Origin of the sequence: Streptomyces sp. NBC_00273, assembly GCF_036178145.1 — a bacterium.
Classification (GTDB): Bacteria; Actinomycetota; Actinomycetes; order Streptomycetales; family Streptomycetaceae; genus Streptomyces.
Genome location: NZ_CP108067.1, coordinates 6,643,904 through 6,661,269, shown reverse-complemented (window position 1 = coordinate 6,661,269; position 17,366 = coordinate 6,643,904). Strand labels below are relative to the sequence as shown.

Here is a 17,366-nt window from a genome sequence, read left to right as displayed (position 1 = left end):
CGCCGGGTCAGCCGCAGCAGTCGGGCTCCAGCCCGGCCGGGAGCGAGGTCCCGCCGAACACCTCGGTGGTGGCCTCGTCCCCGCCGAGCGCCGCGACGGCGAGCAGCAGCGACCCGGCCGTCCAGGTGGTCTGCTCCACCGGCCATACGGCCTCGTCCTGGAAGACGTACCCCGTCCAGTACATGCCGTTGTCCGCGCGCAGGTGGGTGATCGAGCGCAGGATCTCCAGCGCCCGGTCCGACTCCCCCGTCGCCCACAGCGCGAGGGCCAGCTCGCAGGATTCGCCGCCCGTCACCCACGGGTTCGGCAGCACGCAGCGCACGCCCAGGTCCGGGACGACGAACTCGTCCCAGCGCCCGTCGATGCGCGCCTTGGCCTCGGAGCCGGTCAGGGCCCCGCCGAGGACCGGGTAGTACCAGTCCATCGAGTAGTGGTTCTTGTCGAGGAACCGCTCCGGGTGGCGCCGGATGGCGTGCCGCAGCGCGCCCGCCGCGAGCTCCCAGTCGGGCTGCGGCTCCTCGCGGTGCTCGGCGATGGCCAGCGCGCAGCGCAGCGCCTGGTGGATGGAGGAGGAGCCGGTGAGGAGGGCGTCGGTGACGGCCGTGCCGTCCGCCTCCCGCTTCCAGCCGATCTCGCCGCCCGGCTGCTGGAGCGTCAGGACGCACTCCACGGCCGCGTAGACGGCCGGCCACATGCGGTCGAGGAAGGTGTCGTCGCCGGTGGAGAGGTAGTGGTGCCACACGCCGACGGCTATGTACGCGGTGAAGTTGCTCTCGCGGCTCGCGTCCTGCGGCTCCGCGGTGTCCACGCCGTCGGGCCGGTCGGCGTAGGCCGCGTACCAGGAACCGTCCTGGTTCTGGTGCCGGGCCAGCCACGCGTACGCCCGCTCGGCCGCCTCGTGTTCACCGGCCGCGTCGAGCGCCATCGCGGCCTCGGTGTGGTCCCACGGGTCGAGGTGGTGCCCGCGGAACCACGGTATGGCGCCGTCGGCGCGCTGCGCGGCGAGGATCCCCGCCACCGTCAGGGCGGCCTCCTCGGCCGTCAGTACGCCGTCCAGGACCAGGTGTTCGGTGCGCCCCGGCGAGCTCACTGGGCCGCGCTGACGGGGAGGTGGGGCTTGGTCGCGTACGCCACGAAGCTCTTGCCGATGAGCGGGTTCAGGGCCTGCTCGGCGAGCCGCGTGGCCAGCGGCTTCTTCATGATGTCCCAGACCAGGAGCTTGTGGTACGCCTTGACGGGCAGTGCCTTGTCGTTGTCGACGCCGAAGGCGCACTTGAGCCACCAGTAGGGGGAGTGCAGCCCGTGCGCGTGGTGGGTGCCGTACGGCTTGAGGCCCGCGGCCTTCATCTTGCCGAGCAGCTCGTCCGCCTTGTAGATGCGGATGTGGCCGCCCTCGACCTCGTGGTAGGCGTCGGAGAGCGCCCAGCAGATCTTCTCGGGGCCGTAGCGCGGCACGGTGATGGCGATGCGCCCGCCGGGCTTGAGCACGCGCACCATTTCGGCGAGCACGCCCTTGTCGTCGTGGATGTGCTCCATCACCTCGGAGATGATGACGACGTCGAAGGAGTCGTCGGGGAAGGGCAGTGCGAGCGCGTCGCCCTCCATGGCGGTGGCGGTGGCCCCGGCGGGGGCCTCACCGGCCTCCTTCATCGCGGCGAACCACTTGGCGACCTCGCGGATCTCCTCGCCGTTGCGGTCGACGGCGACCACCTGGGCGCCTCTCCGGTAGCACTCGAAGGCGTGCCGGCCTGCGCCGCAGCCCAGGTCGAGTACGCGGTCGCCTGCGGCGAGCGGGAACCGGGAGAAATCGACGGTCAGCACGGGGTCCTGCCTTCGCGGTCGCGGGGGTTGTTCGGGGATGGGGAGGAAGCGGAGGAAGCGGAAGGAGCAGAAGGTCAGCGCGCCCGGCGGGTGCGGCCGGCGGCGGCCTGCTCGATGGCGGCGCGGTAGTGCGCGACGGTGCCGCGGGCGGCCGCGGCCCAGGTGAACCGGGTCAGGACGCGTTCGCGCCCGGCGGCGCCGAGGCGGGCCCGCAGCTGCGGATCGCCCAGCATCCGGCCCAGTGCGCCGGCCAGCGCGCCCGCGTCGCCCGGGGGCACCGCGAGGCAGGTCTCGCCGTCGGGTCCGGCGACCTCGGGGATCGCGCCGCCGGTGGTGGCGACGAGCGGGGTGCCGGTGGCCATGGCTTCGGCGGCCGGGAGCGAGAAGCCCTCGTAGAGGGAGGGCACGCAGGCGATCTGGGCGCTGCGGACGAGGTCGACGAGCTCGGCGTCGGTGATGCCCTTGACGAAGCGGACCGCGTCCTGGAGGCCGTACGTCTCGATGGCGCGGGCGACGGGACCCTGCTCGGCGCGCTTGCCGACGACGACGAGGTGGGCCTCCGGCTGCTCGGTGCGCAGCTTCGCGAGCGCCTCGACGAGGTACACGAGCCCCTTGAGCGGCACGTCGGCGCTGGAGGTGGTGACGATGCGGCCGGGCACCTCGGCGACGGACGGGTCCGGCGACCACAGGTCGGTGTCGGCGCCGATGTGCACGACGTGGATGCGCTCGTCCCGGACGCCCAGGTGCTGGGCGATCTCCTGCTTGGAGGAGCCGGAGACGGTGAGCACGGACGGCAGTCGGCGGGCGACGCGGCCCTGCATGCGGGTGAAGGCGTACCAGCGGCGCACGGAGGCCCGCTTCACCCAGCCCTGCGCGGCGTCGAGGTCGAGCCGCCGGTCGACGGTGATGGGGTGGTGGATCGTGGTGACCAGGGGGGCGCCGAGGTCGGCGAGGAGGCCGTACCCGAGCGTCTGGTTGTCGTGGATGACGTCGAAGTCACCGGCGCGCGCGGCCAGGTGACGGCGGGCGCGCAGCGAGAAGGTCAGCGGCTCGGGGAAGCCGCCGGTCCACATGGTGGCGACCTCGAGGGCGTCGATCCAGTCCCGGTACTCGTCGCGCTTGGGTGTGCGGAAGGGGTCCGGGCTGCGGTACAGGTCCAGGCTCGGGAGCTCGGTGAGCGTGGCGCCCGTGTCGAGCACGGGGTAGGGCTGCGCGCCGATGACCTCGACGGAGTGCCCCAGTCGTACGAGTTCGCGCGCGAGGTGGCGGACGTAGACGCCCTGGCCGCCGCAGAACGGGTTCCCCTTATAGGTGAGGAGTGCGATGCGCAGCGGGCGGTCGCCGTCGGCGGCGGAACCCGCGAAAGGGCTCGTCACCATGGCCTCAGCGGTCACTCTCGGCCCCCTTCTCCCTGCAACTTTCGCCGGAGCGTAACCGCTCGGATAATGTAGAACAAGTTTCAGACTTGATCCGTCGAAGACCATTGAATCTACCGGCCGGAAACTACACCGTAAGAGGCGGAGCAGGTGATTCGCGCCACGGCTCCGGCGCCTGCCATGCTGGCCGCGGACCAGCCCGGATTCAGCCCGCGCAACGACACGGAACGACACGGAACGGGAGCCATGACAGCGGAAGTGAAGGCCGTCACCACACCGGCGTCGCCTCCCCTGACGGAGCGCCAGGAGGCCCGCCGCCGCCGGATCCTGCACGCCAGCGCCCAGCTGGCCAGCCGGGGCGGATTCGACGCCGTACAGATGCGCGAGGTCGCGGAGGCGGCGGGGGTGGCCCTGGGCACGCTCTACCGCTACTTCCCCTCCAAGGTGCACCTGTTGGTCGCCACCATGCAGGACCAGCTGCAGCACATGCACACCACGCTGCGCAAGCGGCCGCCGGCCGGGGACGATCCCGCGACGCGGGTCGCGGAGACCCTGATGCGGGCCTTCCGCGCCCTCCAGCGGGAGCCGCAGCTGGCCGACGCGATGGTGCGGGCGCTGACGTTCGCGGACCGGAGCGTGAGCCCCGAGGTCGACACGGTGTCCCGGCTGACCACGGCGATCATCCTGGACGCGATGGGCCTCGAGAAGCCGCCGACGGCGGAGCAGCTCTCGGCGGTCCGGGTCATCGAGCACACCTGGCACTCGGCGCTGATCACGTGGCTTTCCGGCCGCGCATCGATCGCCCAAGTCAAGATCGACATCGAAACGGTGTGCCGCCTGATCGACCTGACGTCTCCGGAAAAGGCCTGAAGCCGCCGCTCCGGGGCCGGGCCGCGGCGGCCGCCCGCCTCACCCCGCCAGGAAGCGGAGGACCTCGCCCCCGAACTCCTCGGGGTGCTGGAACAGGAAGCCGTGACCGGCGTCCCCGTAGATGACGACCTTCGAGTCCGCCAGCCGCTGGGACATGGCGTACGTGGCGAACGCGTGGACCATGACGTCATGGGCCCCGGCCGCCGCGAGCACCGGGTGCGCGATCTCCCCGAGCCGCTCCCAGGCGGCGTCCTCCCCCCGCCCCCACCGACCCAGCGCGGCGGCCTGCGCCCCGACGCTCTCGGGGCGTACGGCGGAGGCGGACGCGGACGCGCCGAGCCTGGTGTCGAGGCGGCGCAGCGAGGCCAGACCGGCGGCGCGCGCGGCCGGGGCGTCGGGGAAGAAGAGGTACAGGAAGTCCTCGTCGTCGTTGACGGGCTTCCCCGCGACTTCCCACACCCGGTCCGGTGCTGGCGGGGTGCCGGGAACGCCACCGGGGCCGCTCGCGGCCACGACGAGCCGCCGGACGAGCTCCGGGCGCCGCAGCGCGACGGCCTGCACGACCGCGCCCCCCATCGACCAGCCCAGCAGGTCCACCCGCGGCAGGCCCAGCGCCTCGATGAACTCGACGGCCCCGTCGGCCATCGCGGCGACGGTGTCCGGGGTCCGGCCCGAGGAGAGGCCGCAGCCGGCGTTGTCGAAGACGATGACGTCCCGCGCGCTCGCCAGGACCTCCAGGAAGGCGGGGTCCCAGTGGTCGACGGTCCCGCGGAACCGCAGGGCCAGCACCAGCGGCACCCCGCGGCCGGTGCCGAACCGGCGGTAGGCGAAGCGGGTGGTCGGGCCCTGGACGTACGAGGTCTCCGCCGAGTCGGACAGGTACGCGGACATGCTGCTCCCCTTGCAGTGAGTCTGATGAAGCAACTAACTCGACCGACCCTAGCCCAGGAGAGTCGCTTCACGCGACCCACTAGGTATGCTCGACCCATGCTCGCCCGCGATTACGAGACCCAGGTGTGTTCCATCGCCCGCGCCCTCGAGGTGATCGGCGAACGCTGGTCGCTGCTGATCGTGCGCAGCATCCTGCAGGGCCACCGGCGCTTCGACGCGCTCCAGGGCGAACTCGGCATCACCCGCAGCGTCCTCACCGACCGGCTGCGCCGACTGGAGGCCGAGGGCGTGCTGGAGCGGCGCCCGTACCAGACCCGGCCGGAGCGCTTCGACTACGTCCTGACGGAGAAGGGCCTGGCCCTGTGGCCCGCCCTGAACCACCTGATGCAGTGGGGCGACCGCTACTACCCGGAGGCGGACGGCCCCCCGGTGACCATCGAGCACACGGGCTGCGGCGGCGGTCCCGACACCCACCAGCTCTGCGACCGCTGCGGAGCGCGCCTCGACCCCACGAACATCACGAGCCGCCCGGGCCGTACGCCCCGCCCCTGAGCCGGCCGCGGGCGCGCTGGCCGCACGAGCGCCGGTCAGCAGCCAGCGGCGCCGGTCGACAGTCAGCGGTCACCGGTCACCGGTCACCGGTCAGCGGTCAGCGGTCAGCCCCATGACGTCCCGCACCTCTGCACTGCTTTCGGCCACCTCGCTCAGCACCGTCTCCATGGTGACGACGGACTGCAAGAAGAGCTCCCGGCCGGACGCCGTGAGCCGGACGTCGAACCCCCGCCGATCGCTGGAGCACGGCTTCCGCTCGACGTAGCCCGCGCCGACCATCTGGGCCACCAGACGCGAGACCTGCGGCTGGCTGCGGGACGCGCGGGAACTGAGCTCCCCCGCCCGGATCCAGTCATCGGCCCGCGCCATCACGTCCATGATCTCGAAGGCGCTGGCACACAGGCCGTGGCGCTCGGCCAGCACGCGCTCGGCGGCCTGGTTGATCTGCGCACAGGCGCGGGTCACGGCGACCCAACGGTCGGTGAGAGCTGCTGTTTCCGTCACGTTCCTCGTCACGTCCCTCATCGTAGGTTCGCCACCGCCCCCTTGTCGATGCATACGCATACATGTACTGTCCGGGCTCAATCGATGCATGCGCATAAATCATTTAGCGCGGACGGCAGATGAAGGAGACGTGGTGACCGAGCAGACGCTGGTGCCCGAGACGGCCGAGCAGGACGCGGCAGGAACACCCGCACGGGCCCCCGGCAAGGCCGCCTGGACCACTCTGGTGGTGGTCGGCGTCGCCCAGTTGATGGTCATGCTGGACTCGACGGTCGTGAACGTGGCCCTGCCCTCGATCGGGGCCCAGCTGCCCGCCGGTCAGACGGCCTTGCAGTGGACGATCAGCGGGTACGTCCTGGTGCTCGGCAGCCTGCTGCTCTTCGGCGGCCGCGTCTCCGACGTCCTCGGACGCCGCCGCACCTTCCTCGCCGGCCTCACCGTCTTCGCCGTGGCCTCCGTGCTCTGCGGCATCGCGGGCAACCAGGAACTGCTCGTCGCAGGCCGTGCCGTCCAGGGCGCCGGGGCCGCACTGCTCTCCGCGGCCGCCCTGTCGATCGTCTTGGAGGTCTACCAGGACGAGGAGCAGCGCAAGATCGCACTGACCGCCTGGAGCGGCCTCGGCGTGATCGGCGCGACCATCGGCGTGGTGCTCGGCGGGCTGATCGTCACGACGATCAGCTGGCGCTGGGCCTTCTTGATCAACATCCCGATCAGCATCGCTGCCGGCATCGGCGCCCTGCGCAGCATGCCCGCCCTCGACACGAGCAGCGACCGCACGCTGCGGCTGCCGTCGGCGATCGTGTCCACCGCCGGAGTCGCCGCCCTGTCCTTCGGACTGATCCGGCTGCACGAGGGGTTCGGCGACCGGAACGCCTGGATCAGCATCGGCGGCGCCGCGGTCCTGCTCGCCGCGGTCACGTTCATGGAGATCGGCCGGGTCGACCCGCTGCTCCCGCTGCACCTGTTGCGCAAGCCCACCTACTGGCTGTCCAGCGTCGGCCTGCTCCTGGTGGCCGCCGTGATGATCAGCAGCTCGTTCCTGGCCAGCATCCAGTTCCAGCGCGTCCACGAGATGAGCGCCTTCGTCACCGGCCTCGCACTGCTCCCCATGGGCCTGGCCGCCCTCGTGGTCGCGCTGGTCGCGCCGTCGCTGGCCAATGCCCTGGGCCTGGGCGGAATGTACGCGGCCGGAGCGGCCCTGCAGCTGGTCGGCACGGGCATCCTGGCGACCGGCACCGACGGCGTCGCGCTCACCGTCGTCGCGCTGGCCGTCATCGGCGCCGGTCTGCCCGCCTGCTTCGTACCGCTCTTCGGCATCGGCACCTCGCACGTCAAGGTGGCGGAGTCCGGTGTCGGCTCCGGCCTGCTCAACACCTTCAACGAGACCGGCGCCGCCCTCGGCATCGCCGTCATCGGCACCGTCCTCGCCACCTCGGTCGACAGCCGTCTCGACGACGGCGGTTCGATCGCGGACGCGACCACCGCGGGTGTCGGCAACGGCTTCCTGGCCCTGACCGTGTGCTCCGGCATCGCCCTCGTGATCGCGCTCGTGCTGCGGTCGCTGACCCGCGCTCCCGAAGGCGCCGACGTCTGAGGACGACCGCAGGACCGGTGGCCCCGGCGGCACCCGGCAGGCTCGTGCGCCCCGCCGGCCCGGCCGCCTCGGGCCCCGGCGGCCCCTCGGGCCCCGGCGGCGAAACGGGCCCCGGCTGCCGGGTCACCGGCTGCCCGGGTCCCGTCCCCTGTCCGCGGTCACTCCTCCGGCGGGAAGACCGGTTCGCCCGTCGTCGCCAGGGTGATCATGATGGCTTCCACCGGGCAGCCCTCCGCAGCCGTGAGGATCGGCTCGTTCGCGTCCGACTCGGCGGTGCGCGGGTGGGACTGGCGCGCCGTGTCCAGGACGAAGCCGTCCGGGGCGTGGTTCACGCACATGCCCGAGCCGATGCAGACCCCCCGGTCCACCTCGACCTGCCAGCGGTCACCCATCAGGCACCCGCCTCGGCGGCGCCCGATGAATACGTCGCCGGGAGGTGGATCATCTTGTGCTCCAGGTACTCGCTCAGGCCCTCCGGGCCGAACTCCCGTCCCAGACCGCTGTTCTTGTAGCCGCCGAACGGCCCCAGCATGTCCAGGCTGAAGGTGTTCACGTTGAAGGTGCCGGTGCGGATCCGGCGGGCGAAGTCGATGCCGCGCTCGACGTCGGCGGTCCAGACGCTGCCGCTGAGGCCGAAGTCCGAGTCGTTGGCCACCCGTACCGCCTCGGCCTCGTCCCCGTACGGGATCAGGCAGACCACCGGGCCGAAGATCTCCTCGCGCGCGATCCGCATGGAGTTGTCGACGTCGCCGAAGAGGGTGGGCTCCACGTACCAGCCCTGCTCCAGGCCCGCCGGGCGGCCGCCGCCCGCCAGGACCTTCGCGCCCTCCTCCTGCCCGATCCGGATGTAGTCCAGCGAGCGCTGCTGCTGCCGCTTGGCCACGAGCGGGCCGAGCTGGGTCGCCGGGTCGAGCGGGTCGCCGACGACCAGCGCGCCGGCCGCCGCCGCGAGGGCCTCGGCCACCTCCTCGTACCGGCTGCGGGGAGCGAGGATGCGGGTCTGGGCGACGCAGGCCTGGCCGTTGTTCATCCAGGCCGCGGGCACGATCCCGGCGACCGCGGTCTCCACGTCGGCGTCCGGGAGGACCACGGCGGCCGACTTGCCGCCGAGTTCGAGGGTGACGCGGGTGAGGTTGCGCGCGGCGACCTCCATCACGCGCTTGCCGGCCGCGACCGAGCCGGTGAAGGCGACCTTGTCGATGCCGGGGTGCCCGACGAGGTACTCGCTGACCTCCCGGTCGGCGGGCAGGATCGACAGCACGCCCTCGGGGAGCCCGGCCTCGCGTGCGATGTCGGCGAGGATGTAGGAGTCGAGCGGTGCTTCGGGCGACGGCTTGAGGATCACCGTCGAGCCGGTCAGGAGGGCCGGCGCCAGCTTGGCCGCCGCCACGAACTGCGGAACGTTCCACGGGATGACGGCGGCGACCACGCCCACCGGCTCCCGGCGCACCAGGATCGGGCCGAGCACGCCCTGGCGGTGCTCCTCGTACGGGTAGGCCCGGGCGACCGTGATCGCGGCGTCGTAGACCATCATCGGGCCGAGCGCCTGGGCGAGGACGCTCCAGGAGTACGGGGACCCGTTCTGGGAGCTGATCGAGCGGGCTATCTCCTCGTGCCGGACGGCGATGGCGTCCTTGATCCGGGAGACGACGGCGATCCGCTCGTCCAGGCTCATCCGCGGCCAGGGCCCCTCGTCGAACGCCGTGCGTGCGACGGCGACGGCGCGGTCGACGTCCGCCTTCGAGGCGTGCGGGACGGAGCCGATGACCTGCTCGGTGTGGGGGGAGACGATCCGGATCGTGTCGGTGCCCAGCGGATCCGTCCACTCCCCGCCGATGAACAGCTTTCCGTGTTCCACGAGCTCGGTCATGGCTGAGGCCTCCTGCGGCTTGGGTTCCAGAACTGATACCAGTTCTAGTTAGAGGAGTCCACGGCCAGGACTGAACCTCCGTCAGTGCGTCGGAGAAGATCGAACGACTAGTCAGGGAGCCCGGAAAGTGGTCGACTTGGGCTACTACTGGAACACGTTCTCGTCCGAGGGCGGCGACAGGGGAGGGCGGGCGCATGACGGAGGACACGCCACAGGTCACGGAGGACGCGCCACGGGTCGAGGGCGACGCGTCGCGGGTCGCGGAGGACACGTCGCCGGTCGAGGAGGGCGCGTCACCGGTCACCGGCGACGCCCCCCACGTCACCGATCACGGCGGCGGCGTACGGGGGATCAAGGTCCCCATCCCCGACAACCCCCTCGGACACACCCTCGTCCACGTCCTCGACACCGACCGCGGCCCCGTCCTCATCGACACCGGCTGGGACGACCCCGCCTCCTGGGACACCCTCGTCGCCGGCCTCGCCGCACTCGGCACCGCCGTCACCGACATCCACGGCGTGGTCATCACCCACCACCACCCCGACCACCACGGCCTCTCCGGCCGGGTCCGCGAGGCCTCCGGCGCCTGGATCGCCATGCACGCCGCCGACACCGAGGTCGTCGTACGGACCCGCGCCTCCGAACCCGGCGTCTGGTTCGACTACATGAGCGCCAAACTCGCCGCCGCCGGAGCCCCCGAGGAGCACATCGCCCCGCTGCGCGCCGCCCGCGCGAGCGGCCGCATGCGGACCCTGCCCGGCCTGCGCGCCGCCGTCCCCGACCGGGAGATCGTCCCCGCCGAGCTGCTCCCCCTCGCCGGGCGCCGGCTGCGCGCGATCTGGACCCCCGGCCACACCCCCGGCCACGTCTGCCTGCACCTGGAGGAAGCGCACCCGGCGAACCTCCCCGGCAACGGCCGCCTCTTCTCCGGGGACCACCTGCTGCCCGGGATCTCCCCCCACATCGGCCTGTACGAGGCCCCGGAGGACACCCGCGTCACCGACCCCCTCGGCGACTACCTCGACTCCCTCGAACGCATCGGCCGCCTCGGACCCGCCGAGGTGCTCCCCGCCCACCAACACGCCTTCACCGACGCACCCGGCCGCGTACGGGAGCTCCTCGACCACCACGAGGAACGACTGAGGGGCCTCTTGGCGCTGCTGGCCGAGCCGCTGACCCCGTGGGGGCTGGCCGAGCGGATGGAGTGGAACCGGCCCTGGGCGCAGATCCCGTACGGCTCCCGCAACATCGCCGTCTCCGAAGCGGAGGCCCATGTGCGGCGGCTGGTCAAACAGGGCCGCGCCGAGGCGGTACCGGGCACGGACCCGGTGACGTACCGGGCCGTGTAAGGGGCGCCCGGCCCCTGCGCCCCGGGGCCCGCCGGTTACGGGCCGGTAGAGTGAACCTGTCGTCCACACCTCTGTACGGGGGGAAGCCGGTGCAATTCCGGCGCTGACCCGCAACCGTGACCACTCCCGGCACCGCCCGGGCGGGGAGCCGGAATGCCCCGTACCGAAGGTGCGCGGCTCGTGCCGCCGGAGCCCCCGGCGGCCGGCACCGTCGAGGTAAACGGAGCCGGAGCCCGGTGCCTGTGCGTGCCTGCTGCCGGTTCCCCCGTACGAGAGGCACCACCCCCCTATGAACGTCCGTCGCAGCGCAGCCGCGCTCGCCGCCTCCGCCGTGCTCTGCGTGGGCGCCGCCCCCGCAGCCCTCGCCGACACCGCGCCGCCCGCCTCCCCCTCCGCGCCCCCGGCCATCCCCGACGGCCTCTACGGCAAGGGCGACCCCACGTACGACGGCGTGTGGCGGCAGTCCTTCGCGCTGCTCGCCCAGCACACGGTCGGCGTCAAGCCCTCCCTCAAGGCCATGACCTGGCTGGTCGGCCAGCAGTGCCAGAACGGCGGCTTCGCCTCCTTCCGCCCGAACCCGGCCGTGGCGTGCGACGCGAACACGATGTACGACACCAACGCCACCGCGGCGGCCCTGCAGGCCATGAAGGCGCTCGGCGGCCACGACGCGGAGGTCAAGAAGGGCGTCGACTGGCTGAAGTCCGTCCAGAACGAGGACGGCGGCTGGAGCTACGTCCCCGGCTCCCCCAGCGACGCCAACTCCACCGCCGTGGTGATCAGCGCCCTGGCCGTGGCGGGCGAGAAGCCGGCCGAGGTCAAGTCCAAGGCGGGCAAGTCGGCCTACGAGGGCCTGCTCCCCTTCCAGCTGGGCTGCACCGCCGAGCCGGCCGCCGACCGCGGCGCCTTCGCGTACCAGCCGGCCGACGGCAAGCTCCTCGCCAACGCCGACGCCACGGCCGCCGCCGCCCTGGCCGGCCTCGGCAAGGGCGCGGCCGTCGTCCCGTCCGCCGAGAACACCCCCGCCGCCCCGCTGGCCTGCCCGGCCGCGAACGCCGCCGACCCGGTGGCCGCCGCCCAGGGCGCGGCCGGCTACCTGGCCGAGGCCCTCAAGAAGGACGGCCACCTCATGGCCGTCACCCCGGGCGCGGACCAGCCCACCCCCGACACCGGCAACACCGTCGACGCCGTACTGGCCCTGGCCGCCGCCGGCCACAAGGAGTCGGCGGCGGGCGCCCTGAAGTGGCTGGAGACCAACTCCGCCGAGTGGGCGAAGGGCAGCCCGGCCGCGCTGGGCACCCTCGTCCTCGCCACGCACGCGACCGGCAACGACCCGAAGTCCTTCGGCGGCACCGACCTCGTCGCCGCGTTGAACGCGACCGGCCCGGCCCCGCAGGGCGCGGACACGGAAGCGACGAAGGTGGACGGCGACGAGGAGGAGCCCTCCGGCGGCCAGAACGTCTGGTGGATCGTCGGTTCATGCGCCGCGGCCGGTGTCGGCATCGGCATCCTGCTGAGCGGCCGCCGGAAGAAGAACGAGTCCTGATGCGCCGCCGCCTGCCCGCCGTGGCCCTCGCCCTCGGGATCACCCTGGCCCTGCTGGCCGCCTCCCCGGCGCTGGCGGCCGGCTACCGCTACTGGTCGTTCTGGGACGGCTCGGCGGGCGGTCAGTGGTCCTACGCCACCCAGGGCCCCTCGATGGCCCGCCCCGCGGACGGCGCCGTCCAGGGCTTCCGCTTCTCGGTGAGCAAGGACGCGGCGGCGCAGGCGGCCCAGCCGCGCGCGGCGGCCGACTTCGAGACCGTCTGCGGGGCGACCACTCCGACGGAGGGCACCAAGCGGGTGGCGCTCGTCATCGACTTCGGCGTCCCGGCGGACGCCCCGACGGGCGACGCGCCGCCGGAGGCCGCCCCGCGCACGGCCTGCGCGCAGGTGGCCCCCGAGGCCACGACGGCCGAGGCGCTGGCCTCGGTCGCCAAGCCGCTGCGCTACAACGGTGCGGCGCTGCTGTGCGCGATCTCCGGCTACCCGAAGCAGGGCTGCGGCGACCAGGTCGCCGACAGCGCGTCCGGGACCCCGGCCCCGGCGCAGTCCGCCGCTCCGGAGTCCGGCGGGGGCCCGTCCGCGGGCCTGCTCGCGGGCATCGCCGCGGTGGCCGTCCTGGCCGCGGCCGGCGTCTGGCAGTCCCGCCGCCGCTCGCGATGACCGGCCACGGCGCCGCGGCGCACCCCGGCAACGACGCCGATCCGGCCACCACGGGCACCGGCGCGCCCCGGACCGAGCCCGGTGCCGGCCATGAGCGCACGCCAACCACCCGGACGCCCCTCACCGCCGAGGACAAACCGGCCGCCGGGACGACCCGCACTACGGGCACGGGCACGGCCACGGCCACGGCCACCGGCACCGGTACCCGCCGGGCGCGGCCGCAGGCCCACCGCGCCCCCACCGGAGCCGCACCCGGCGACCTGCCCCCGGCCCGCCGGAGCCCGGCCGCGGCGCAGGTCCCCGCGCACCGGTCGACGTACGAAAAGTGGAAGCCCCCGCAGGCCGGCCGGGCCACCGCCCTGCACGCGGGGGCCTGGTGGCTGTGGGCCCTCGGCCTCGCCACCGCCGCCTCCCGCACCACCAACCCCCTCCTCCTCGGGCTGCTCATCGGCGTCGCCGGGTACGTGGTCGCGGCGCGCCGCACCGACGCACCCTGGGCCCGTTCCTACGGCGCCTTCCTCAAGCTCGGCCTCTTCGTCATCGGCCTGCGCCTGCTCTTCTCCATGCTGCTCGGCTCCCCGATCCCCGGCTCGCACCTCCTGTTCACCCTCCCGGAGGTCCCGCTCCCGGCCTGGGCCCAGGGCATCCGCTTCGGCGGCCGCGTCACCGCCGAGCAGCTCGTCTTCGCCTTCTACGACGGCCTGAAGCTGGCCACCCTGCTGGTGTGCGTCGGCGCCGCGAACGCCCTCGCCAATCCGGCGCGGCTGCTGAAGTCCCTCCCGGCCGCCCTGTACGAGGCCGGGGTCGCCGTCGTCGTCGCCATGACCTTCGCGCCGAACATGGTCGCCGACGTCGCCCGCCTGCGGACCGCCCGCCGGCTGCGCGGCCGGCCCACGGGCGGGGTGAAGGCCATCCTCCAGATCGGCCTGCCGGTCCTGGAAGGCGCGCTGGAACGCTCCGTCGCCATCGCCGCGTCGATGGACGCGCGCGGCTACGGCCGCACGGCCGAGGTCCCGCCGGCGGTCCGGCACACCACCAACGCCCTCACCCTCGGCGGCCTCATCGGCATGTGCGCGGGCACGTACGGCCTGCTCGCCGCGCAGGGCGCCGCGTACGGGCTGCCCGTGCTCGGCGTCGGTGCGGCCCTGGCCGTCGCGGGCCTGCGCCTGGGCGGACGCCGGTCGGTGCGGACCCGCTACCGGCCCGACCGCTGGGGGCCACGCGCCTGGCTGGTCGCCGGATCGGGCGCGACCGTGGCCGCCGTGCTGATCCGCGCCGCTTCCGTCGACCCCGCGGCTCTACACCCGGGCGTGGTCCCGCTCGCGGCCCCCACGCTCCCGCTGTGGCCGGCGGCCGCGATCCTGATCGGCCTGCTGCCCGCCTTCGTGGCACCCGTACCGCCCAAGGAGGCGTCGCAGTGATCCGCTTCGAGCAGGTGTCGGTCACCTACGAGGGCGCGCCCGCCCCCTCCCTCCAGGGCGTCGACCTGGTGGTCCCCGAGGGGGAGCTGACGCTGCTGGTCGGCCCGTCGGGCGTCGGCAAGTCCACCCTGCTGGGGGCGGTCTCCGGACTGGTCCCGCACTTCACGGGCGGCACCCTGCGCGGCCGGGTCACGGTCGCCGGCCGGGACACCCGCACCCACGAGCCGCGCGAGCTCGCGGACGTGGTCGGCACGGTCGGCCAGGACCCCCTCGCGCACTTCGTGACGGACGTGGTCGAGGACGAGCTGGCCTACGGCATGGAGTCGCTGGGCCTGCCGCCTGCGGTGATGCGCCGCCGGGTGGAGGAGACCCTGGACCTGCTGGGCCTGAACGAGCTGCGCGACCGGCCGATCGCGACGCTGTCCGGCGGCCAGCAGCAGCGGGTCGCGATCGGCTCGGTCCTCACCCCGCACCCGAAGGTGCTGGTGCTGGACGAGCCGACGTCCGCGCTCGACCCGGCGGCGGCGGAGGAGGTCCTCGCGGTCCTCCAGCGCCTGGTCCACGACCTGGGCACGACCGTGCTGATGGCGGAGCACCGGCTGGAGCGGGTCGTCCAGTACGCCGACCAGGTCCTGCTCCTGCCGTCGCCGGGCTCGGCCCCGGTCATCGGCACCCCGGCCGAGATCATGGCCGTCTCCCCGGTCCACCCCCCGGTCGTCTCCCTGGGCCGCCTCGCGGGCTGGTCCCCCCTCCCCCTCTCCATCCGCGACGCCCGCCGCCAGTCCGCTCCGCTTCGGTCCCGCCTGGCCACCGCTTCCATCCCAGCCCCGCCGGCGTTTGAGGCGATCCCAGCCCCGCCGGCGTTTGAGGCGATCCCAGCCCCGCCGGCGTTTGAGGCGCGGGGGTCCGGGGGCGGAGCCCCCGTCGCCGAAGCCCCCGGCCTGCTCGCGCGCCTGCTCCGCCGCGGCGGGCCGAGCCCCGACCCCGCCCAAGGCCCCCGCGGGGCAACGGCCCCGGCCACGGTCCGCGACCTCTCCGTCCGCCGCGACCGCGTACAGGCCCTGCACGCCGTCACCCTCACCGTGGCCCCCGGCGAAACCATCGCCCTCATGGGCCGCAACGGCGCCGGCAAGTCCACCCTCCTCTCCGCCCTCGTCGGTACGGTCACCCCCACCACCGGCGAGGTGACCGTCGGCGGCCGCACCCCCCACCGCACGGCACCGCCCGAGATGGTGCGCCGCGTCGGCCTCGTCCCGCAGGAACCCCGCGACCTCCTGTACGCCGACACGGTCGCCGCCGAGTGCGCCGCCGCCGACTCCGACGCCGCCGCGCCCCCCGGCACCTGCCGGGACCTCGTCTCCGCGCTGCTTCCGGACGTCTGCGACGACATCCACCCGCGCGATCTCTCCGAGGGCCAGCGCCTGGCCCTCGCCCTGGCCCTGGTCCTCACCGGCCGCCCCGCCCTGCTGCTCCTGGACGAGCCCACCCGCGGCCTGGACTACGCCGCCAAGGTCCGTCTGGTCGAGATCCTGCGCGGGCTGGCCGCCGACGGCCACGCCATCGTCCTGGCCACCCACGACGTGGAGCTCGCCGCCGAGCTGGCCCACCGCGTGGTGATCCTGGCCGGCGGGGAGATCGTCGCGGACGGTCCGACCGCCGAGGTCGTCGTCTCCTCGCCCGCCTTCGCGCCGCAGGTGGCGAAGATCCTGGCCCCGGACCCCTGGCTCACCGTGCGCCAGGTCGCCGAGGCCCTGGACGCGACCGCGGCCCTCGACGCGGCGGAGGCACGGTGAACCGCCCCGACCGCCCCGACCATTGCGCTCGCCCTGCCCGTCCTGTCCGCCCCGTCCGGATCGGCCCCCGCGCCGCCGTCACCCTGGTCCTCGTCACCCTCATCGGCATCGCGGCCTTCGGCTGGCCGCTCCTCGCCGACCAGGACTCGGGCCTCGCCCACGCGCAGGACGCCCCCTGGCTCTTCGCCGCGCTCCTGCCGCTCCTGGTGGCGGTGGTCGTCGCGACCATCGCCGACAACGGCATGGACGCGAAGGCGGTGGCGATGCTCGGTGTGCTCGCCGCCGTCGGGGCGGCGCTGAGACCGCTGGGCGCGGGTACGGCCGGGCTGGAGCCCATGTTCTTCCTGATGGTGCTGAGCGCGCGGGTCCTCGGTCCCGGCTTCGGCTTCGTCCTGGGCTCGGTGACGATGTTCGCCTCCGCCCTGCTGACGGGCGGGGTCGGGCCGTGGATGCCGTTCCAGATGCTGGCGATGGGCTGGTTCGCGCTGGGGGCCGGGCTGCTGCCGGGCCCGGAGCAGATCCGGGGCCGGGCGGAGCTGCTGATGCTGGCCGCGTACGGCTTCGCGGGCGCCTTCGCGTACGGCGCGATCATGAACCTGCAGGGTTGGACGATCATTCCGGGCATGAACGACGGCATCTCCTTCCACGCGGGGGAGCCGTTGGCCCCGAACCTGGCGCGGTTCGCCGCGTACTACCTGGCGACCTCGGTGGGCTGGGACCTGGGCCGGGCGACGCTGACGGTCGTACTGACCCTCACCCTCGGGGCGACCGTGCTGAAGGCGCTGCGCCGGGCGACCCGCAAAGCTGCGTTCGACGCCCCGGTCTCTTTCGATCCCGGAGACGGAATCGAGCGCGAACCCGCCCTCAGGAAGGGTACGAACGGCAGCGGAGGGTGACATTCGGGGCCTCCCCCGGTGACCCGCCCCATAGGACCTGGGTCACATACGAACCCGGGTAGGAGGCCCCTGAGCCCTGGGGCCGACCCCTACGAGGGGTCGGTGGAGCGCCTCCTGCGAGGACCGCTAGTACGCGGGACCTTTGCCAGGGCGTCGGGGCGTCTGTAGAACTGGATGAGTCGCAAGGCGGCAGGGGTACTTCAGGTACTTCACCCGCCGCCGCCGAA

At 73.6% G+C, this 17,366-nt stretch carries 16 protein-coding genes and 1 riboswitch; of the genes, 9 read left to right on the top strand and 7 right to left on the bottom strand.

What is annotated here, in order from left to right; all coding sequences use genetic code 11:
- Positions 1-7: 7 nt before the first annotated feature.
- The 3 genes from OG386_RS29595 to OG386_RS29585 all read right to left on the bottom strand — a co-directional run bounded on the left by OG386_RS29595 (position 8) and on the right by OG386_RS29585 (position 3,215).
- Complete coding sequence (locus OG386_RS29595) at positions 8-1,090, bottom strand: prenyltransferase (RefSeq protein WP_328790622.1); 1,083 nt, start codon at positions 1,088-1,090, stop codon at positions 8-10.
- Complete coding sequence (locus OG386_RS29590; RefSeq protein WP_030012203.1) at positions 1,087-1,821, bottom strand: class I SAM-dependent methyltransferase; 735 nt, start codon at positions 1,819-1,821, stop codon at positions 1,087-1,089. Before OG386_RS29590 ends, OG386_RS29595 begins: the two co-directional genes overlap by 4 nt.
- 74 nt (positions 1,822-1,895) lie before the next feature.
- The gene (locus OG386_RS29585) at positions 1,896-3,215 is read right to left on the bottom strand and encodes a glycosyltransferase family 4 protein (RefSeq protein WP_328790621.1); all 1,320 of its coding nucleotides are present in this window, start codon (positions 3,213-3,215) and stop codon (positions 1,896-1,898) included.
- A gap of 228 nt (positions 3,216-3,443) precedes the next feature.
- Between OG386_RS29585 and OG386_RS29580 the strand changes: the two genes are divergently transcribed.
- Positions 3,444-4,067, top strand: a complete 624-nt coding sequence (locus tag OG386_RS29580) for a TetR family transcriptional regulator (RefSeq protein WP_030012830.1) — start codon at positions 3,444-3,446, stop codon at positions 4,065-4,067.
- A gap of 39 nt (positions 4,068-4,106) precedes the next feature.
- On the opposite strand, the gene OG386_RS29575 is transcribed toward OG386_RS29580, so the two are convergent.
- Entirely contained in the window at positions 4,107-4,958 is an 852-nt protein-coding gene (locus OG386_RS29575; protein ID WP_328790620.1) for an alpha/beta fold hydrolase, read from the bottom strand.
- A 96-nt stretch (positions 4,959-5,054) separates the two neighbouring features.
- On the opposite strand from OG386_RS29575, the gene OG386_RS29570 reads away from it, so the two are divergent.
- On the top strand, positions 5,055-5,510 hold the full coding sequence (locus OG386_RS29570) for a winged helix-turn-helix transcriptional regulator (RefSeq protein ID WP_328790619.1): 456 nt from the start codon (positions 5,055-5,057) through the stop codon (positions 5,508-5,510).
- 90 nt (positions 5,511-5,600) lie between these two features.
- On the opposite strand, the gene OG386_RS29565 is transcribed toward OG386_RS29570, so the two are convergent.
- Positions 5,601-6,026 (bottom strand): MarR family winged helix-turn-helix transcriptional regulator, encoded by a 426-nt coding sequence (locus OG386_RS29565; RefSeq protein WP_328790618.1) that lies wholly within the window; start codon positions 6,024-6,026, stop codon positions 5,601-5,603.
- 121 nt (positions 6,027-6,147) lie between these two features.
- Between OG386_RS29565 and OG386_RS29560 the strand changes: the two genes are divergently transcribed.
- Positions 6,148-7,608 carry an MFS transporter gene (locus OG386_RS29560; RefSeq protein ID WP_328790617.1) on the top strand — a complete coding sequence of 487 codons (1,461 nt, stop codon included), beginning with the start codon at positions 6,148-6,150 and terminating at the stop codon, positions 7,606-7,608.
- A gap of 158 nt (positions 7,609-7,766) precedes the next feature.
- On the opposite strand, the gene OG386_RS29555 is transcribed toward OG386_RS29560, so the two are convergent.
- Both OG386_RS29555 and OG386_RS29550 read right to left on the bottom strand, forming a co-directional pair.
- A complete protein-coding gene (locus tag OG386_RS29555) occupies positions 7,767-8,000 on the bottom strand; it encodes a ferredoxin (protein WP_328790616.1) in 234 nt (77 codons plus the stop codon).
- Positions 8,000-9,478, bottom strand: coding sequence for an aldehyde dehydrogenase (locus OG386_RS29550; RefSeq protein WP_328790615.1), 1,479 nt, complete (start codon positions 9,476-9,478; stop codon positions 8,000-8,002). The genes OG386_RS29555 and OG386_RS29550 overlap by 1 nt, the downstream gene beginning before the upstream one ends.
- Positions 9,479-9,672: 194 nt before the next feature.
- Here OG386_RS29550 and OG386_RS29545 point away from each other — a divergent pair, with 194 nt between their 5' ends.
- The 6 genes from OG386_RS29545 (at position 9,673) to OG386_RS29520 (ending at position 17,139) form a co-directional block, all read left to right on the top strand.
- A complete protein-coding gene (locus tag OG386_RS29545; RefSeq protein WP_328790614.1) occupies positions 9,673-10,827 on the top strand; it encodes an MBL fold metallo-hydrolase in 1,155 nt (384 codons plus the stop codon).
- 81 nt (positions 10,828-10,908) lie between these two features.
- A riboswitch (cobalamin riboswitch) is annotated at positions 10,909-10,977 on the top strand.
- Between the two features lie 139 nt (positions 10,978-11,116).
- The gene (locus OG386_RS29540) at positions 11,117-12,370 is read left to right on the top strand and encodes a prenyltransferase/squalene oxidase repeat-containing protein (protein WP_328790613.1); all 1,254 of its coding nucleotides are present in this window, start codon (positions 11,117-11,119) and stop codon (positions 12,368-12,370) included.
- Positions 12,370-13,029, top strand: a complete 660-nt coding sequence (locus OG386_RS29535; RefSeq protein ID WP_328790612.1) for an SCO2322 family protein — start codon at positions 12,370-12,372, stop codon at positions 13,027-13,029. Before OG386_RS29540 ends, OG386_RS29535 begins: the two co-directional genes overlap by 1 nt.
- Entirely contained in the window at positions 13,026-14,450 is a 1,425-nt protein-coding gene (locus OG386_RS29530) for an energy-coupling factor transporter transmembrane component T (protein ID WP_328790611.1), read from the top strand. Before OG386_RS29535 ends, OG386_RS29530 begins: the two co-directional genes overlap by 4 nt.
- Positions 14,447-16,243, top strand: a complete 1,797-nt coding sequence (locus OG386_RS29525; RefSeq protein WP_328790610.1) for an ABC transporter ATP-binding protein — start codon at positions 14,447-14,449, stop codon at positions 16,241-16,243. The genes OG386_RS29530 and OG386_RS29525 overlap by 4 nt, the downstream gene beginning before the upstream one ends.
- On the top strand, positions 16,240-17,139 hold the full coding sequence (locus tag OG386_RS29520; protein ID WP_328790609.1) for an ECF transporter S component: 900 nt from the start codon (positions 16,240-16,242) through the stop codon (positions 17,137-17,139). Before OG386_RS29525 ends, OG386_RS29520 begins: the two co-directional genes overlap by 4 nt.
- Positions 17,140-17,366 lie beyond the last annotated feature (227 nt).